This is a genomic window from Pseudomonas sp. P108 (assembly GCF_032613195.1).
Lineage (GTDB): Bacteria > Pseudomonadota > Gammaproteobacteria > Pseudomonadales > Pseudomonadaceae > Aquipseudomonas.
The window spans coordinates 4,853,823-4,869,007 of record NZ_CP126691.1 but is presented as its reverse complement, the minus strand read 5'-3'; the positions used below and the strand labels follow the sequence as shown (position 1 = coordinate 4,869,007).

Sequence of the window (15,185 nt, the reverse complement as noted above, 5' to 3'; positions counted from 1 at the left end):
AAAACAGGTGAAGCGATGCTGGCGCAATTGATCGCGCTCGATTGGGGGACGACCTCATTACGTGCTTACAAACTCGCGGCGGGCGGTGTGGTGCTGGAGCAGCGCGCGCTGTCGTCCGGGATCATGCAACTGCCGAAGACTCCGCGAGTCATCAACGGTCGCGAATGCGCCGATGGTTTTGAACTGGCGTTTGACGAGGCGTGCGGCGACTGGCTCGATGCGCAGCCGGATCTGCCGGTGATCGCCTGCGGCATGGTCGGCAGTGCGCAGGGCTGGCGTGAAGCGGCCTACTGCGAGACGCCGGCGAACGTCGCTAATCTCGGAAAATCCCTACAAACAGTTGTCAGTCTGCGCGGCACGGTCGTGCATATCGTGCCGGGTGTGATTCAGCGTTCGCGCCTGCCGAATGTGATGCGCGGCGAAGAAACCCAGGTCCTTGGCGTGCTGCAGAATCTGCCGATTGACGCAGGTGCCGATCTGTTGATCGGTCTGCCGGGCAGTCACTCGAAATGGGTCGACGTGGTCGATGGCTGCATCACTCATTTCGATACCTTCATGACCGGCGAAGTGTTCGCCGTACTCAGTGAACACAGCATTCTCGGCCGGACCCTGAAGCAGGGTGCGACGTTCGATGCTCTGGCGTTTGACCGCGGTGTGCAGATTGCGCAGTCGGCGGATGGCGAGCTGGGCGTGCTGTCGACCTTGTTCAGTGCTCGCACGCTGGGGCTGACCGGTGAATTGAGCCCGACCGCGCAGGCGGATTATCTGTCCGGCCTGATGATCGGCCATGAACTGGCGGCCCTCGCCACGGTTCAGCGACGTCGTCGCAACAATCCGAATCTTCCTTCGATCATCCTCATCGGCAATGCGCAACTCTGTGTGCGCTACAGCCGCGCCCTCGACGCCTGTGGTTTCGCCAACGTGACGCTGGCCGAGCAGGCCACCGAGCGTGGTCTGTGGCAACTGGCGCTGGCCGCCGGACTGATTGATTCCTCATCCCGTTAACCCTGACTGGAGGCCTGACATGCTCAAGCAAGCATTGGCGCAAAACGGTCTGATCGCGATCCTGCGTGGCCTGCATCCGCAGGAAGCCGCCGCTGTCGGAGAAGTCCTGTATGCAGCCGGATTTCGCGTCATCGAAGTACCGCTCAATTCCCCTTCGCCGTACGAAAGTATCCGCATCCTGCGCAAGACCTTGCCCGCTGATTGCCTGATCGGTGCCGGCACGGTGTTGACCCCGGAACAGGTCGAGTTGGTGAAGGAGGCTGGCGGCCAAGTGATTGTGATGCCGCACAGCGACGCCAAGGTGTTGCGCGCGGCGAAAGCGGCGGGGCTGTTCCTGTCGCCGGGCGTTGCCACACCGACCGAAGCGTTCGCGGCGCTGGCGGAGGGCGCGGACATTCTCAAGCTGTTCCCGGCCGAGCAGATGGGCCCGGCGGTCGTCAAAGCCTGGCTTGCGGTGTTGCCGGCGGGGACGGTGCTGGCGCCGGTCGGCGGTATTACCCCGGACAACATGCAGGCGTTTATCGACGCTGGCGTGAAAGGTTTCGGCCTCGGTTCCGGCTTGTTCAAACCGGGCATGACGGCGGAGCAGGTGGCAGTGAACGCCAAGGCCTACGTGGCCGCGTGGAAGGCCCTTCGCTAAGACTTTCTGGCGCTGCGTGCGCTGCATCTAATAAGAGCTGCATTTACAAAAGAGAGCAGAGATGAAAATCACCAAACTCACGACCTTCATCGTCCCGCCGCGCTGGTGTTTCCTCAAGGTTGAAACCGACGAAGGCGTCACCGGTTGGGGCGAGCCTGTGGTCGAAGGCCGCGCGCACACCGTGGCCGCTGCCGTCGAAGAATTGTCCGACTACCTGATCGGCAAAGACCCACGCAATATCGAAGACATCTGGACCGTCCTGTATCGCGGCGGTTTCTACCGTGGCGGCGCGATCCACATGAGCGCACTGGCCGGTATCGATCAGGCGTTGTGGGACATCAAGGGCAAGGCCCTCGGGGTGTCGGTGAGTGATCTGCTTGGTGGTCAGGTGCGTGACAAGATTCGTGTGTATTCGTGGATCGGCGGCGACCGCCCGGCCGACACCGCGCGTGCGGCGAAAGAGGCGGTGAGCCGTGGTTTTACTGCGGTGAAAATGAACGGCACCGAGGAGTTGCAGTTTCTCGATACCTTCGAAAAAGTCGATCTGGCGCTGGCCAACGTCGCCGCTGTGCGTGATGCGGTCGGGCCGAACGTCGGCATCGGTGTCGACTTCCATGGCCGCGTGCACAAGCCGATGGCCAAGGTGCTGATGAAGGAACTCGATCCGTACAAACTGATGTTCATCGAAGAGCCGGTGCTCAGTGAAAACTACGAAGCGCTGAAAGAACTGGCACCACTGACCAGTACGCCGATTGCCCTCGGTGAGCGGCTGTTCTCGCGCTGGGATTTTAAACGCGTGTTGAGCGAAGGTTACGTCGACATCATCCAGCCGGATGCCTCCCACGCCGGCGGCATCACTGAAACGCGCAAGATCGCCAACATGGCCGAAGCCTACGACGTTGCGCTGGCGCTGCATTGCCCGCTGGGGCCGATTGCGCTGGCAGCGTGTTTGCAACTGGACGCGGCTTGTTACAACGCGTTTATCCAGGAGCAGAGCCTGGGCATCCATTACAACGAGAGCAACGACTTGCTCGACTACGTGAAGGATCCGCGGGTGTTCGATTACGACAAAGGTTTCGTGAAGATTCCGAACGGCCCGGGGTTGGGCATCGAGATCAACGAGGAATACGTGATCGAGCGTGCGGCGGTCGGCCACCGCTGGCGCAACCCGATCTGGCGCCATGCCGATGGCAGTTTTGCCGAGTGGTGAGCACTGCCTGACACACCCGATGAGATCGTTCCCACGCTCTGCGTGGGAATGCCTCAATGGACGTTCTGCGTCCGCTTTTGGGACGCAGAGCGTCCCGGGCTGCATTCCCACGCAGAGCGTGGGAACGATCAGGCCTCAGGCCGACCTCAATAAACATAAAAAGAGGCTCTCCCCATGCAACCGCAAACCCTCACCGGGCAGGCGTCTTTAGTCACGCCCAGCCGTAAGCGGTTTTTCATCATGGTGTTGCTGTTTATCACCGTGGTCATCAACTACCTCGACCGCAGCAACCTGTCGATTGCCGCGCCGGCGCTGACTAGTGAGCTGGGCATCGATCCGATTCACGTCGGCCTGATCTTCTCTGCGTTCGGCTGGACCTACGCTGCCATGCAGATCCCCGGCGGCTGGCTGGTCGATCGCGTACCGCCGCGCATTCTTTACAGCGTCGCTTTGTTGCTGTGGTCTGTGGCTACGGTGATGCTCGGTTTCGCTGCCAGTTTCATCGCGTTGTTTGTGTTGCGCATGGCGGTCGGTGCGCTGGAAGCGCCGGCGTATCCAATCAATAGCCGCGTAGTCACCACCTGGTTCCCCGAGCGTGAACGCGCCACGGCCATCGGTTTCTACACCTCCGGGCAGTTCGTCGGCCTGGCATTCCTGACCCCGGTGCTGGCCTGGCTGCAACACGAATTCGGCTGGCACATGGTCTTCGTCGCGACCGGCGCGGTGGGCATCATTTGGGCTGTGATCTGGTACGCGGTCTATCGCGAGCCACGGGATTTCAAAGGTGCCAACGAGGCGGAAATCGACCTGATTCGCGAGGGCGGTGGTCTGGTCGATATTCAGCAGGAGACGGCCAAGGTCAAAGCCAAATTCAGCTGGACCGACTTGGGCATCGTGCTGACCAAACGCAAGTTGTGGGGCATCTACCTCGGCCAGTTCTGCCTGAACTCGACGCTGTGGTTTTTCCTGACATGGTTCCCCACCTATCTGGTGAAATATCGCGGCATGGATTTCATCAAGTCCGGCCTGCTGGCGTCGCTGCCGTTTCTCGCCGCGTTTATTGGTGTTTTGTGCTCGGGGTTCTTTTCCGACTTCTTGATCCGTCGCGGCTACACCGTCGGCTTTGCGCGCAAGTTGCCGATCATTGGCGGGTTGCTGATTTCCACCTCGATCATCGGCGCCAATTTTGTTGAATCGACGCCGCTGGTGATTGCCTTTCTGGCGCTGGCGTTTTTCGGCAACGGTCTGGCTTCGATCACCTGGTCGTTGGTGTCAACGTTGGCGCCGGCGCGGCTACTCGGTCTGACCGGCGGGGTGTTCAACTTCATCGGCAACCTGTCGGCAATTGCCACGCCGATCGTCATCGGCTTCCTCGCCAGCGGCGATTCGTTCGCGCCGGCGATCACCTATATCGCGGTGCTCGCATTGATCGGTGCATTGTCCTACGTGCTGTTGGTCGGCAAGGTCGAGCGTATCGAGTTGTAGTGGTCTGCGTCGGGCGACCATAATGCCGCCCGTTCCCTCGCTCAACGGTAAAAGGCTGGATATGCAGGAAGACGCCCCGGAAAAAACCAAGGACGCCGCGCCCACCGGCACGCAAACGCTGTTGCGCGGCCTCGGTGTGGTGCAAGCGGTGGCCAGTGGCGCCCGTGATCTCAAGGAGATTGCCCGGCTGATCGGCACCACACGCAGCACCACCCATCGTCTGGCCAGTTGCCTGGTCGACGAGCGCTACCTGCGCGTGGTGCCGCAAGTCGGTTATCTGCTCGGGCCGAAGCTGATCGAACTAGGGTTTCAGGCGCGCGAAGAGTTGCCGCTGGTGACGCTGGCCGGGCCGTATCTGGACGAGTTGTCAGCGCTGACCGGCGATACGGTGCACTTGGGCATTCGTGAAGGCGATGAAGTGTTGTATCTGCTGAAGAACCCGGGACGCAATGGCCCGGAAATGCGCTCGCGGGTCGGCCATCGCATGCCGCTGGCCCGCACCGGGATTGGCAAGGCGTTGATGCTCGATGACTCGCCGAAAGATTGGCAGCGTCTGTACGACATCAGCCTGCCGGCAGGTGGGAAAAGTCAGTTCTGGCCGCAGCATCCCCAGCAGTCGTGGGAACAGCTTGAGCAACGCATGACCGAGTACGTCGCCGGTGGCTACGCGTTCGATCTGGAAGACAACGAACCGTCGATCCGCTGTGTGGCGGCGCCGATTCGCGATGCGAGCAAGGGCATTGTGGCGGCGATCAGTATCGCCAGCACCGTGCCATACATGCCGCTGGAAAAAATGGCCGAGCTGATTCCCCTGATCAAAGGGGTCACAGCCCGGCTTTCGGCAGAGCTAGGCCTGAAGGTTTAAACCTTGAGCGTCGCCATGTCGATCACGAAACGGTACTTCACGTCACCGGCGATCATCCGGGCGTAAGCCTCGTTGATCTGGCGGATGTCGAGCATTTCGATGTCGCAGGTAATGTTGTGCTCGGCGCAGAAATCCAGCACTTCCTGGGTTTCGGCGACGCCACCGATCAACGAGCCGGCCAATACGCGGCGGCTCATCACCAGTTTGCCGGCGTGGACCGGTGGAACAATCGGCTCGATCAGACCGACCAGAATGTGTACGCCGTCGAAACGCAGGGTGTCGAGGTACGGGTTGAGATCGTGCTGCACCGGAATGGTGTCCAGCAGGAAGTCGAAGTAACCGGCAGCCGCTTTCATCTGCTCGGCGTCGGTGGAGACGATCACATGATCGGCACCCTGACGACGACCTTCCTCAGCCTTGCTCGCCGAGCGGGTGAACAGCGTGACTTCGGCGCCCATGGCCTTGGCGAACTTGATGCCCATGTGGCCCAGACCGCCCATGCCGAGAATCCCGACCTTGTCGCCAGCCTTGACGCCGTAGTGCTTGAGCGGCGAGTAGGTAGTGATGCCGGCACAGAGAATCGGCGCGGCGCTGGCCAGTGCGAGTTTTTCCGGGATGCGCACGACGAAGTGTTCGCTGACGACGATGCTGTCGGAATAACCGCCCATGGTGTTGCTGCCATCGACCCGATCCGGGGTGGCGTAGGTCATGGTCGGGCCTTCGAGGCAATATTGCTCAAGGTTCGACTGGCACGCTTCGCAGGTACGGCAGGAGTCGACCATGCAGCCAACGCCGACCAGATCGCCTACTTTATGTTGGGTGACATTCGCACCGATCGCGGTGACTTTTCCGACGATCTCGTGGCCCGGCATCAACGGGTAAACGGCGATACCCCATTCGTTGCGCGCCTGGTGGATATCGGAGTGGCAGACGCCGCAGTAGAGAATCTCGATGGCAACGTCGTCGGCGCGCGGGCTGCGCCGTTCGAATTTCATCGGGGCGAGGGGGGTGGTGGCCGATTGGGCGGCATAACCGATGGCGGTGTACATGTGAAACCTCGCAAAAGCAGGAACAAGTGAGGCGGCGCATTCTGGGCGTCGACTGACCGGTCGGCCATGACGATTCCTCCGGGTCTCATGCCTAATCCTCCGGCATACGGGTTTGATCGGTCGCATCGGCAAAAGGATCTGCGATGATGCTTTCATCCCCTATTTTCGTGATTTTTCGTGAAGAACAATTCGATGCAATTGACCCGTCATCTTGATGCCAATGCGCGGCTGGTTTCGCTGATCGAACCGCTGGCGCTTCGCGATGGTTATTCGCCGACCGGATTGCCCGGTGTGCAAGTATTGCGCGCCAGTTGCGACGTCGCCCGTGGCCCGCACATTTATGAACCGAGCCTGATGATCATCGCCCAGGGCAGCAAACTGGCGTTTCTCGGGCCACGCACTATGGAATACGGCGCCGGGCATTATCTGATTCAGGCGCTGCCGGTGCCGTTCGAATGTGAGACCTTCGCCTTGCCGGATGCGCCGTTGCTCGGCGTGTCGGTGGCGATTGATCGGGTGTTGCTCGGTGAACTGGTGCTGGCCATGGGGCTGGCGCCGGGCCGGCATATTCCGGCGCAGACGCCGGAGTCGATGACCTCAGTGGTGCTCGACGATGACATGCGTGGCTGTGTCGAGCGCTTGCTCAGTTGCCTGCACGATCCGCTGGAATGCCAGATTCTCGGGCCGGCGCGGGTGCGGGAGTTGTTGTTCACGGCGTTGCGCGGGCCGCAGGCCGATGTGTTGCGGGCGCTGGTCGAGCAGCAGGGGCAATTCGCGCGGGTGGCGGCGTCGATCAGTCATCTGCATGCGCATTACACCGAGCCGTTGAATGTCGAGACGCTGGCCGGTTGCGCGAACATGAGCGTGTCGACCTTTCATGAACACTTTAAACGCAGCACGCTGTTGTCGCCGGTGCAGTATCTGAAGCGTTTGCGGTTGTTGAAGGCGCAGACGTTGCTGGTGGCGGAAGGGCTGGGTGTGGCGCAGGTCGCGCATCGGGTGGGGTATCAAAGTACGTCGCAGTTCAGTCGCGAGTACAAGCGCTACTTCGAGCGTAGCCCTGGAGACGAGCGCGCCGCCTGATCCTGCGCAGATCCCTTGTGGGAGCGAGCCTGCTCGCGAATGCGGTGCATCAATCGACATCATCTTTATATGACACACCGCTTTCGCGAGCAGGCTCGCTCCCACAGTTGTTTTGTGGTGTCAGAGGAATTTTGGGCAACAAAAAGGCCCCCAAATCGGGAGCCTTGTTGTTCAGCGGTTCGACTTACATGTTTGGATAAGTCGGGCCACCAGCGCCTTCCGGCGTGACCCAGGTGATGTTCTGCGAAGGGTCCTTGATGTCACAGGTCTTGCAGTGCACGCAGTTCTGGGCGTTGATCTGGAAGCGCTTCTCGCCGTCTTCCTTGGTGATCACTTCGTACACGCCGGCCGGGCAGTAGCGCTGTGCCGGTTCGTCGTACAGCGGCAGGTTCTTGCTGATCGGGATGCTCGGGTCGGTCAGCTTCAAGTGGCAAGGCTGTTCTTCTTCGTGGTTGGTACCGGAGATGAACACCGAGCTGAGCTTGTCAAAGCTGAGTTTGCCGTCCGGCTTCGGATAGTCGATCTTCTTGCAATCCGCCGCGAGCTTGAGGCAAGCGTAGTCCGGCTTGGTGTCGTGCAGGGTGAACGGCAGTTTGCCGCCGAAGATGTTCTGATCCAGCCAGTTGAAACCGCCGCCGACAATGGCGCCGAACTTGTGGATCGCCGGGCCGAAGTTACGGCTGGCGAACAGTTCGTCGTAAAGCCAGCTCTTCTTGAACGCGTCGACGTAAGTGGTCAGCTCTTCAGTGCCGTCCTTTTCCGCGAACAGCGCGTCAGCCACGGATTCTGCGGCGAGCATGCCGGACTTCATCGCGGTGTGGCTGCCTTTGATCTTGGCGAAGTTCAGGGTGCCGAGGTCGCAACCGATCAGCGCGCCGCCCTTGAAGACCATTTTCGGCAGCGAGTTCAGGCCACCTTTGCAGATGGCGCGAGCGCCGTAGCTGATGCGCTTGCCGCCTTCCAGGTACTGAGCCAGCACCGGGTGATGCTTGAGGCGCTGGAACTCGTCGAACGGCGACAGGTAAGTGTTGCTGTAGGACAGGTCAACGATCAGACCGACCACCACCTGGTTGTTTTCCAGGTGATAAAGGAACGAGCCGCCGGTGTTCTCGGTGCCCATGATGTCCAGCGGCCAGCCGGCGGTGTGTACCACCAGACCTGGCTGGTGTTTGGCCGGGTCGATTTCCCAGATTTCTTTCAGGCCGATACCGTAATGCTGAGCGTCGGCATCGCTGTCGAGGTTGTAGCGCTTGATCAGTTGCTTGCCGATGTGGCCACGGCAGCCTTCGGCGAACAGCGTGTACTTGCCACGCAGTTCCATGCCCGGGGTGTACAGGCCTTCTTTCGGGTTGCCTTCGCGGTCGACGCCGAGATCACCGGTGATGATCCCGCGCACCACGCCTTGCTCGTCGATCAGCGCTTCCTGAGCGGCGAAGCCCGGGTAGATTTCTACGCCGAGATTTTCGGCTTGCTGGGCGAGCCAGCGGCACAGGTTGCCGAGGGAGATAATGTAGTTGCCTTCGTTGTGCATGGTCTTGGGCACAAAGAAGTCTGGAATCTTCTGCGCGTTTTCGGCGTTTTTCAGCACGAAAATATCGTCGCGGGTGACTGGCGTGTTCAGCGGCGCGCCGAGTTCTTTCCAGTCCGGGAACAACTCGTTCAGAGCGCGTGGTTCGAACACGGCACCGGAGAGGATGTGTGCGCCGACTTCGGAGCCTTTTTCGACCACGCAGACGCTGATTTCCTTACCGGCTTCGGCGGCCTTCTGCTTCAGACGGCAGGCGGCGGACAGGCCAGCGGGGCCGGCACCGACGATGACCACGTCGAATTCCATGTATTCGCGTTCCACAGGCTATCTCCTACTCAAGGCTCAACAGTTTTTTTTCTAATTTGGAGGTTTGATGTCGCATCCGCTATTCCTTTACGTTAACGTCAAGGGGAATATTGGAGACCGACCTTTCTCTCTAGGCGGCGCATTATATCTACACCACTCCGAGCGTCCAATACAAACGTTTGTTTGAATCGGCTCCAGCCCAGAGAAATCAAAGAAGCGCGGCTTATGAATGGTCATTTTGCTGTATTGACCGGAATAGGCGTTCCGGTCAAGATACGGGCGGTTTTACGCTCGTCGTAGGCAGACTGGCGGTTTCAAGAGCACGTCTAAAGACAGGGCACAGGCAGTAGAAGGTGATGCGCAGCGCAGTCCGGCGCGCAGTTTACACAGCGTGAAGATCAATGACTCGTCGGTCACCCCTGACGAACGGTCGCAGGTCTTCGCACCCTGTAGTCACCAGACACCCGAGTCGGCGTTTTTAGAGGTGCCCTTTTAGCCTGATGAGCATCAACCGCCAGGTTCGCCTAGGCGACTTTCTTTTCACCGGAGAGTAACGAGGAATCCATGAAGGTTCTTGTAGCTGTCAAACGCGTTGTGGATTACAACGTCAAGGTTCGCGTCAAGGCGGACAATTCCGGCGTCGATCTCGCCAACGTCAAGATGTCGATGAACCCGTTCTGCGAAATCGCAGTGGAAGAAGCCGTACGCCTGAAAGAGAAAGGTGTTGCGACTGAAATCGTCGTCGTCTCCATCGGCCCGACCACCGCTCAGGAGCAGCTGCGTACCGCACTGGCTCTGGGTGCCGACCGTGCCATCCTCGTCGAATCCGCTGAAGATCTGACCTCGCTCGCCGTGGCCAAGCTGCTCAAGGCTGTGGTCGACAAGGAACAGCCGCAGCTGGTGATCCTCGGCAAGCAGGCCATCGACAGCGACAACAACCAGACCGGCCAGATGCTCGCTGCACTGAGCGGCTACGGTCAGGGCACGTTCGCCTCGAAAGTCGAAGTCTCGGGCGACAGCGTTGCCGTGACCCGCGAAATCGACGGCGGCGCGCAGACGGTTTCCCTGAAACTGCCGGCAATCGTCACCACCGACCTGCGTTTGAACGAGCCGCGCTATGCGTCCCTGCCAAACATCATGAAAGCCAAGAAGAAGCCTCTCGAAGTGCTGACTCCGGACGCTTTGGGCGTTTCCACCGCCTCTACCAACAAGACCCTGAAAGTCGAAGCGCCGGCTGCACGCAGCGCAGGCATCAAGGTCAAGTCGGTGGCTGAACTGGTTGAAAAACTCAAGAACGAAGCGAAGGTAATCTAAATGACTATCTTGGTTATTGCTGAACACGACAACAAAGTGCTGGCCCCGGCCACGCTGAACACCGTGGCTGCTGCGGCCAAAATCGGCGGCGACATCCACGTTCTGGTTGCTGGCCAAGGCGCTGGCGCCGTGGCTGAAGCCGCGGCGAAAATCGCTGGTGTGAGCAAAGTCCTCAACGCTGACAACGCCGCTTACGCGCATCAGCTGCCGGAAAACGTTGCTCCGCTAGTAGCCGAGCTGGGCGCTGGTTACAGCCACATCCTGGCTGCCGCTACCTCCAACGGCAAAAACATCCTGCCGCGCGTTGCTGCGCAGCTGGACGTTGACCAGATCTCCGAGATCATCTCGGTTGAAAGCGCTGACACGTTCAAGCGTCCGATCTACGCCGGTAACGCCATCGCTACCGTACAGTCGACCGCGCCAATCAAAGTGATCACCGTGCGTGCCACCGGTTTCGACCCGGTTGCTGCTGAAGGTGGTTCGGCTGCTGTTGAAGCTGTAGCTGCTGCACACAACGCTGGCACTTCGAGCTTCGTTGGCGAAGAACTGGCCAAGTCCGATCGTCCAGAGCTGACCGCTGCCAAGATCGTCGTTTCCGGCGGCCGCGGCATGCAGAACGGCGACAACTTCAAACACCTGTACGCCCTGGCCGACAAGCTGGGCGCCGCTGTGGGTGCTTCGCGCGCCGCGGTCGACGCAGGTTTCGTACCGAACGATATGCAGGTCGGTCAGACCGGCAAGATCGTTGCGCCACAGCTGTACATTGCCGTCGGTATCTCCGGCGCGATCCAGCACCTGGCCGGCATGAAAGACTCCAAAGTGATCGTTGCGATCAACAAGGACGAAGAAGCGCCGATCTTCCAGGTGGCCGATTACGGTCTCGTGGCGGATCTGTTCGAAGCGGTACCTGAGCTGGAGAAGCTGGTCTAATCCAGCGGCTTCACTTATAAAGAGCCCGGCCTGTTGGTCGGGCTTTTTTTTGTCTCGGATTTGAGTGGGAGCGTTTTGCCATGGATCTGCGTTGCGGATGGTTGTTGGGATTGGCCCTGTTGCCGGGGCTGGCGATAGCCGCCGGCAAATGCGAGCGCCTCGTCGTCACCGGCAGCCCGGATGCGCCGCCATACCTTTGGCAAGACCCACAGAATCCCAAACAGTTGATCGGCGCCAGCGCCGACCTGTTGCAACAAGTCGCCAAAGATCTCGGCATCAAGGTCGAGTTGCTTTACGCCGGCAAACGCTCGCAAGCCCTCGACGAAGTGCGCAGTGGGCGCATGGACATGCTCGCCGACGCGCCGCTGACCTTCACTGAGTTGGAAAACCTCGACTACATCCATCCGCCGCTGCTGGAAAACGACTATCTGGTGTGGACGCGCAAAGGCTCGACCCTGGTCTACAGCGAAGCCAAAGATCTGCACGGCCACGCGGGTGCGCTGTCGGAAAAGTCTCGAATCACCCAGGCATTCGGCACTTTCGCCGAGCAGAATCTGACCCTGACCCGGACAGCCAACCTCACTCAGGCCTTTCAGAAACTGCTCCTCGGTGAAGTGGAATATGTACTCGCCGGGCGCTACTCGGGCATGGCGGCCGCGCAAGCGTTGGGCATGGCCAATGACCTGCTGGCGTTCGAGCAACCCGTCGATCGGCCGGGGCTGTTTCTTGCGGTTTCGCATAACTCGGCCTGCAACGATCCGTGGTTGCGCGGACAGCTAGCCAAAAAGATGACAGAATTGCCCGCGTCCGGACTGACGGAAGCCGCGCTTCAACGCAACATCGAGCGCTGGAAGGCGCAGCAGCAACAGCCGCAACCACCTGTCAGTGCCCCAAAACAGTAGGGATTCTTAGTGAGTATTCGACCTCTTTTCGCGGCTGTGGCCGTTCTGGCCCTGGCCGGTTGCGCGACCGATCCGGCACCCAACGAACAAATGCGTCTCACCGAACAAGCCATCACCCAGGCCAAGGCTGTCGGCGCCACCGCCGACGAAGTGCCGGAAATGAAACTGGCCGAAACCAAATACAACCGCGCCAAAGGCAACATGGCTGACGAGTCCTACCGGAATGCGCGCATGCGTTCCGAGCAGGCGGAACTGGATGCACGTCTGGCCGAGGCCAAAGTGCTGACGCAAAAAAGTGAAGAACAGGTGAATGTGCTCAATACCCGCATCGTCCGACTGCGCAAGCAACTGGGAGATGCCCAATGAGCTTCAAGTCGAAAGTTGTCGGCGGTCTGATCCTCGCCGGGTGTGTCAGCCTGTACGGTTGCGCCGGTCAACACAGCGAATCCGCGCTGCAAGAAGCCAGCGCCGACTTCCAGAAGGTCAAGGAAGACTCCAACGTGCTGCGCATTGCGCCGAAGGACGTGATCCGTGCCGGTGAGTCGCTGGCCCGTGCCGATCGTCTGTCGACCTACTGGGGCAGCGGTTCCGACGTGGTCCATTACGCCTACCTGAGCCAGCGCTACAGCGAGATCGCCCGCGAGCACACCAATCAGGTGCTTAACGAAGAACGTGCGGCCAAACTCGAACTGGAGCGTCAGCGTCTGCAACTGGCCCTGCGTGAATCGAAGCTGCTGAGCGTACAGCAGCAGGGTAAATGGCTCGAAGAGCAGATCGTCGCACTGGCCACCACGCAGACCGACCGTGGTCTGGTGATGACCCTAGGCGACGTGCTGTTCGATACCGGTGAAGCGGAGCTGAAAAACTCGGCCAACCGTGTCGTCCTGAAAATCGTGCAGTTCCTGCAACTGAACCCGAAACGTGTGGTGCGTATCGAGGGTTACACCGACAGCACTGGCGGCAAACAGGAAAACCTCAAACTGTCTCGCGATCGCGCACAATCGGTGGCGGACGTGCTGATGGACCTGGGCATCGACGACAAACGCATTCAGGTCGAAGGTTACGGCGACGAATACCCGGTGGACGCCAACGCTTCCGAGCGCGGACGGGCACAGAATCGTCGGGTGGAAATTGTCTTCTCCGACGAAAAAGGCCAGCTCGGCGCTGCCCGTTAAGGGTTGCGTCTCTGGAAAGCCCGGGCTGTCATGCAGTACCGGGCTTTTTTACGTCTGTCGATCAGCTCGCAAATCAGTACAGTCGGGGGCAGACACCGCACTGTATGGTCGAGTAATGTGGCAACTGTCCCAGTACACTTCTAAACTGTTCCGGTATTGTTTCACACAAGAATAAAATGCCCGTGAAATCGAGTGCTGCGTCATGACCAATCTCTTGCTCTACCAACGTATTGCTCAGCAACTGGCCGAAGATATCCGTCGTGGTGTCTATCAACCGGGGGAGCGCGTGCCTTCGGTGCGCAAGATGAGTTCGCAGCTCAATGTCAGCCATGCGACGGTGTTGCAGGCGTACGCCAATCTCGAAGATCAGGGCTTGATTCGGGCGCGTCCGCAGTCCGGTTATTACGTCCACCAGACCCCCGCGCTGACCGCGCCGACGCCGGACATTGCCCGAGTCGAGCGTCCCGGTCTGGTCACTCGCAGCAGCATCATTCAGCAAGTGCTGGTCGAGTCGCGCCGCGAAGGCGTGTTCCCGCTCGGTGCCGCCGTGCCCAGTGTCGACTACTTACCTGTGCGCGCGCTGCATCAGCAACTGGCCAAGGTCACCCGGTTCCATAGCCCGCGTGCCTTCAGCTACATGTTCAGCCCCGGTTTTGAACCGCTGCGCCGGCAAGTGGCGATCCGTATGCGCGATGCCGGTGTGGTGGTCGATCCGTCGGAAGTGGTGATCACCCACGGTTGCGTCGATGCCCTGCAGATGTCGTTGCGTGTGCTGACCCGGCCGGGCGATCTGATCGCCGCCGAATCGCCGACCTATTATGGTCTGCTGCAACTGGCTGACCTGCTCGGCCTGAAAGTCATCGAGATCCCCAGCGATCCGGCCACCGGCATGAGCCTCGAAGCCCTGCAACTGGCCGCCAACCAATGGTCGATCAAAGCGCTGGTGCTGACCACGCGCCTGAGCAATCCGCTGGGCGGCACCATGCCCGAAGAGCGGCAGAAACAGTTGCTGCGCCTGGCTTCTGATTTCGATATTCAGATTGTCGAAGATGATATCTATGGCGAACTGATGTTCGAGCAAGGCAAAACCAAAGCGCTCAAGGCTTATGACCGACTGGATCGGGTGATCTACTGCTCGAGCTTCTCCAAAACCTTGTCACCCGGCGTACGCATCGGCTGGATGATCGCCGGCAAGTATCAGCAGGAAATCCAGCGCTTGCAGACTTTCAGCACCCACTCGGCGTGTAGCGTGACGCAGATGGCGATCGCCGCTTATCTGGAAAACGGTGGCTATGACCGGCATTTACGGTACATCCGCCAGGAATACCGGAAAAACCTCAGCGCCTTCCAGTTGGCGGTGCAGCAGTACTTCCCCGAAGGCACGCAAATGACCCGGCCCACGGGCGGTTTCATCCTTTGGGTGAGTCTGCCGGGCAGGGTCAATACACAAGAACTGCATGTGCGCGCCTTGCAGCAGGGCATCAGCATTGCACCGGGGCTGATCTTCAGTAATACCGAGCAATTCAACCACTGTATCCGCCTGAATTGCGGGATTCCGTGGAATCGCGAGGCGGAGCGGGCGTTGATGACGCTGGGTCTGTTGGCGACTCAACTGTGTCAGGAAACCGCTGGCGGATTCTGAACGAGCGGTGGGTGATGCTTGTCTTGTGGCGTCCAACAAGCGAGCATATGG

The 15,185-nt window shown here is 59.9% G+C and carries 14 protein-coding genes; 12 read left to right on the top strand and 2 right to left on the bottom strand.

Annotated features, from left to right (window positions below):
* The first annotated feature begins 15 nt into the window (after window positions 1–15).
* The 5 genes from QOM10_RS21325 to QOM10_RS21305 all read left to right on the top strand — a co-directional run bounded on the left by QOM10_RS21325 (window position 16) and on the right by QOM10_RS21305 (window position 5,205).
* Window positions 16–1,005 carry a 2-dehydro-3-deoxygalactonokinase gene (locus QOM10_RS21325; protein WP_316916904.1) on the top strand — a complete coding sequence of 330 codons (990 nt, stop codon included), beginning with the start codon at window positions 16–18 and terminating at the stop codon, window positions 1,003–1,005.
* 19 nt (window positions 1,006–1,024) lie between these two features.
* Window positions 1,025–1,645 carry a 2-dehydro-3-deoxy-6-phosphogalactonate aldolase gene (locus QOM10_RS21320; protein ID WP_150750654.1) on the top strand — a complete coding sequence of 207 codons (621 nt, stop codon included), beginning with the start codon at window positions 1,025–1,027 and terminating at the stop codon, window positions 1,643–1,645.
* Window positions 1,646–1,706: 61 nt separating this feature from the next.
* Window positions 1,707–2,855 (top strand): galactonate dehydratase, encoded by a 1,149-nt coding sequence (gene dgoD, locus QOM10_RS21315; protein WP_007908327.1) that lies wholly within the window; start codon window positions 1,707–1,709, stop codon window positions 2,853–2,855.
* Window positions 2,856–3,029: 174 nt separating this feature from the next.
* The gene (locus QOM10_RS21310; protein WP_150750655.1) at window positions 3,030–4,340 is read left to right on the top strand and encodes an MFS transporter; all 1,311 of its coding nucleotides are present in this window, start codon (window positions 3,030–3,032) and stop codon (window positions 4,338–4,340) included.
* 61 nt (window positions 4,341–4,401) lie between these two features.
* Entirely contained in the window at window positions 4,402–5,205 is an 804-nt protein-coding gene (locus tag QOM10_RS21305) for an IclR family transcriptional regulator (RefSeq protein ID WP_034155326.1), read from the top strand.
* On the opposite strand, the gene QOM10_RS21300 is transcribed toward QOM10_RS21305, so the two are convergent.
* Window positions 5,202–6,254 carry an NAD(P)-dependent alcohol dehydrogenase gene (locus tag QOM10_RS21300; RefSeq protein WP_316916903.1) on the bottom strand — a complete coding sequence of 351 codons (1,053 nt, stop codon included), beginning with the start codon at window positions 6,252–6,254 and terminating at the stop codon, window positions 5,202–5,204. The genes QOM10_RS21305 and QOM10_RS21300 overlap by 4 nt on opposite strands.
* A 192-nt stretch (window positions 6,255–6,446) precedes the next feature.
* Here QOM10_RS21300 and QOM10_RS21295 point away from each other — a divergent pair, with 192 nt between their 5' ends.
* Window positions 6,447–7,337 carry an AraC family transcriptional regulator gene (locus QOM10_RS21295; RefSeq protein WP_016985999.1) on the top strand — a complete coding sequence of 297 codons (891 nt, stop codon included), beginning with the start codon at window positions 6,447–6,449 and terminating at the stop codon, window positions 7,335–7,337.
* 184 nt (window positions 7,338–7,521) lie between these two features.
* Here the strand turns inward: QOM10_RS21295 and QOM10_RS21290 are convergent, their stop codons facing one another.
* Window positions 7,522–9,186, bottom strand: a complete 1,665-nt coding sequence (locus QOM10_RS21290) for an electron transfer flavoprotein-ubiquinone oxidoreductase (protein WP_016985998.1) — start codon at window positions 9,184–9,186, stop codon at window positions 7,522–7,524.
* Between the two features lie 549 nt (window positions 9,187–9,735).
* Between QOM10_RS21290 and QOM10_RS21285 the strand changes: the two genes are divergently transcribed.
* From QOM10_RS21285 to QOM10_RS21260, 6 genes are all read left to right on the top strand, one after another.
* Entirely contained in the window at window positions 9,736–10,485 is a 750-nt protein-coding gene (locus tag QOM10_RS21285) for an electron transfer flavoprotein subunit beta/FixA family protein (RefSeq protein WP_007908338.1), read from the top strand.
* Window positions 10,486–11,415 carry an electron transfer flavoprotein subunit alpha/FixB family protein gene (locus QOM10_RS21280; RefSeq protein WP_127929312.1) on the top strand — a complete coding sequence of 310 codons (930 nt, stop codon included), beginning with the start codon at window positions 10,486–10,488 and terminating at the stop codon, window positions 11,413–11,415. It abuts the gene before it with no gap.
* A gap of 80 nt (window positions 11,416–11,495) precedes the next feature.
* Window positions 11,496–12,317 carry a substrate-binding periplasmic protein gene (locus QOM10_RS21275; protein WP_127929311.1) on the top strand — a complete coding sequence of 274 codons (822 nt, stop codon included), beginning with the start codon at window positions 11,496–11,498 and terminating at the stop codon, window positions 12,315–12,317.
* Between the two features lie 9 nt (window positions 12,318–12,326).
* Window positions 12,327–12,683 carry a DUF4398 domain-containing protein gene (locus QOM10_RS21270; protein WP_016985996.1) on the top strand — a complete coding sequence of 119 codons (357 nt, stop codon included), beginning with the start codon at window positions 12,327–12,329 and terminating at the stop codon, window positions 12,681–12,683.
* On the top strand, window positions 12,680–13,492 hold the full coding sequence (locus QOM10_RS21265; protein WP_127929309.1) for an OmpA family protein: 813 nt from the start codon (window positions 12,680–12,682) through the stop codon (window positions 13,490–13,492). The genes QOM10_RS21270 and QOM10_RS21265 overlap by 4 nt, the downstream gene beginning before the upstream one ends.
* Before the next feature lie 202 nt (window positions 13,493–13,694).
* Window positions 13,695–15,134, top strand: coding sequence for a PLP-dependent aminotransferase family protein (locus tag QOM10_RS21260; RefSeq protein ID WP_016985994.1), 1,440 nt, complete (start codon window positions 13,695–13,697; stop codon window positions 15,132–15,134).
* Window positions 15,135–15,185: the final 51 nt, after the last annotated feature.

Bases quoted from the DNA above. Each gene is read 5' to 3' on its own strand.
- QOM10_RS21325 (WP_316916904.1), top strand. From the start codon at position 16: ATGCTGGCGCAATTGATCGCGCTCGATTGGGGGACGACCTCATTACGT.
- QOM10_RS21300 (WP_316916903.1), bottom strand. From the start codon at position 6,254: ATGTACACCGCCATCGGTTATGCCGCCCAATCGGCCACCACCCCCCTC.
- QOM10_RS21295 (WP_016985999.1), top strand. From the start codon at position 6,447: ATGCAATTGACCCGTCATCTTGATGCCAATGCGCGGCTGGTTTCGCTG.
- QOM10_RS21310 (WP_150750655.1), top strand. From the start codon at position 3,030: ATGCAACCGCAAACCCTCACCGGGCAGGCGTCTTTAGTCACGCCCAGC.
- QOM10_RS21285 (WP_007908338.1), top strand. From the start codon at position 9,736: ATGAAGGTTCTTGTAGCTGTCAAACGCGTTGTGGATTACAACGTCAAG.
- QOM10_RS21305 (WP_034155326.1), top strand. From the start codon at position 4,402: ATGCAGGAAGACGCCCCGGAAAAAACCAAGGACGCCGCGCCCACCGGC.
- QOM10_RS21280 (WP_127929312.1), top strand. From the start codon at position 10,486: ATGACTATCTTGGTTATTGCTGAACACGACAACAAAGTGCTGGCCCCG.
- QOM10_RS21260 (WP_016985994.1), top strand. From the start codon at position 13,695: ATGACCAATCTCTTGCTCTACCAACGTATTGCTCAGCAACTGGCCGAA.
- QOM10_RS21275 (WP_127929311.1), top strand. From the start codon at position 11,496: ATGGATCTGCGTTGCGGATGGTTGTTGGGATTGGCCCTGTTGCCGGGG.
- QOM10_RS21265 (WP_127929309.1), top strand. From the start codon at position 12,680: ATGAGCTTCAAGTCGAAAGTTGTCGGCGGTCTGATCCTCGCCGGGTGT.
- QOM10_RS21320 (WP_150750654.1), top strand. From the start codon at position 1,025: ATGCTCAAGCAAGCATTGGCGCAAAACGGTCTGATCGCGATCCTGCGT.
- dgoD (WP_007908327.1), top strand. From the start codon at position 1,707: ATGAAAATCACCAAACTCACGACCTTCATCGTCCCGCCGCGCTGGTGT.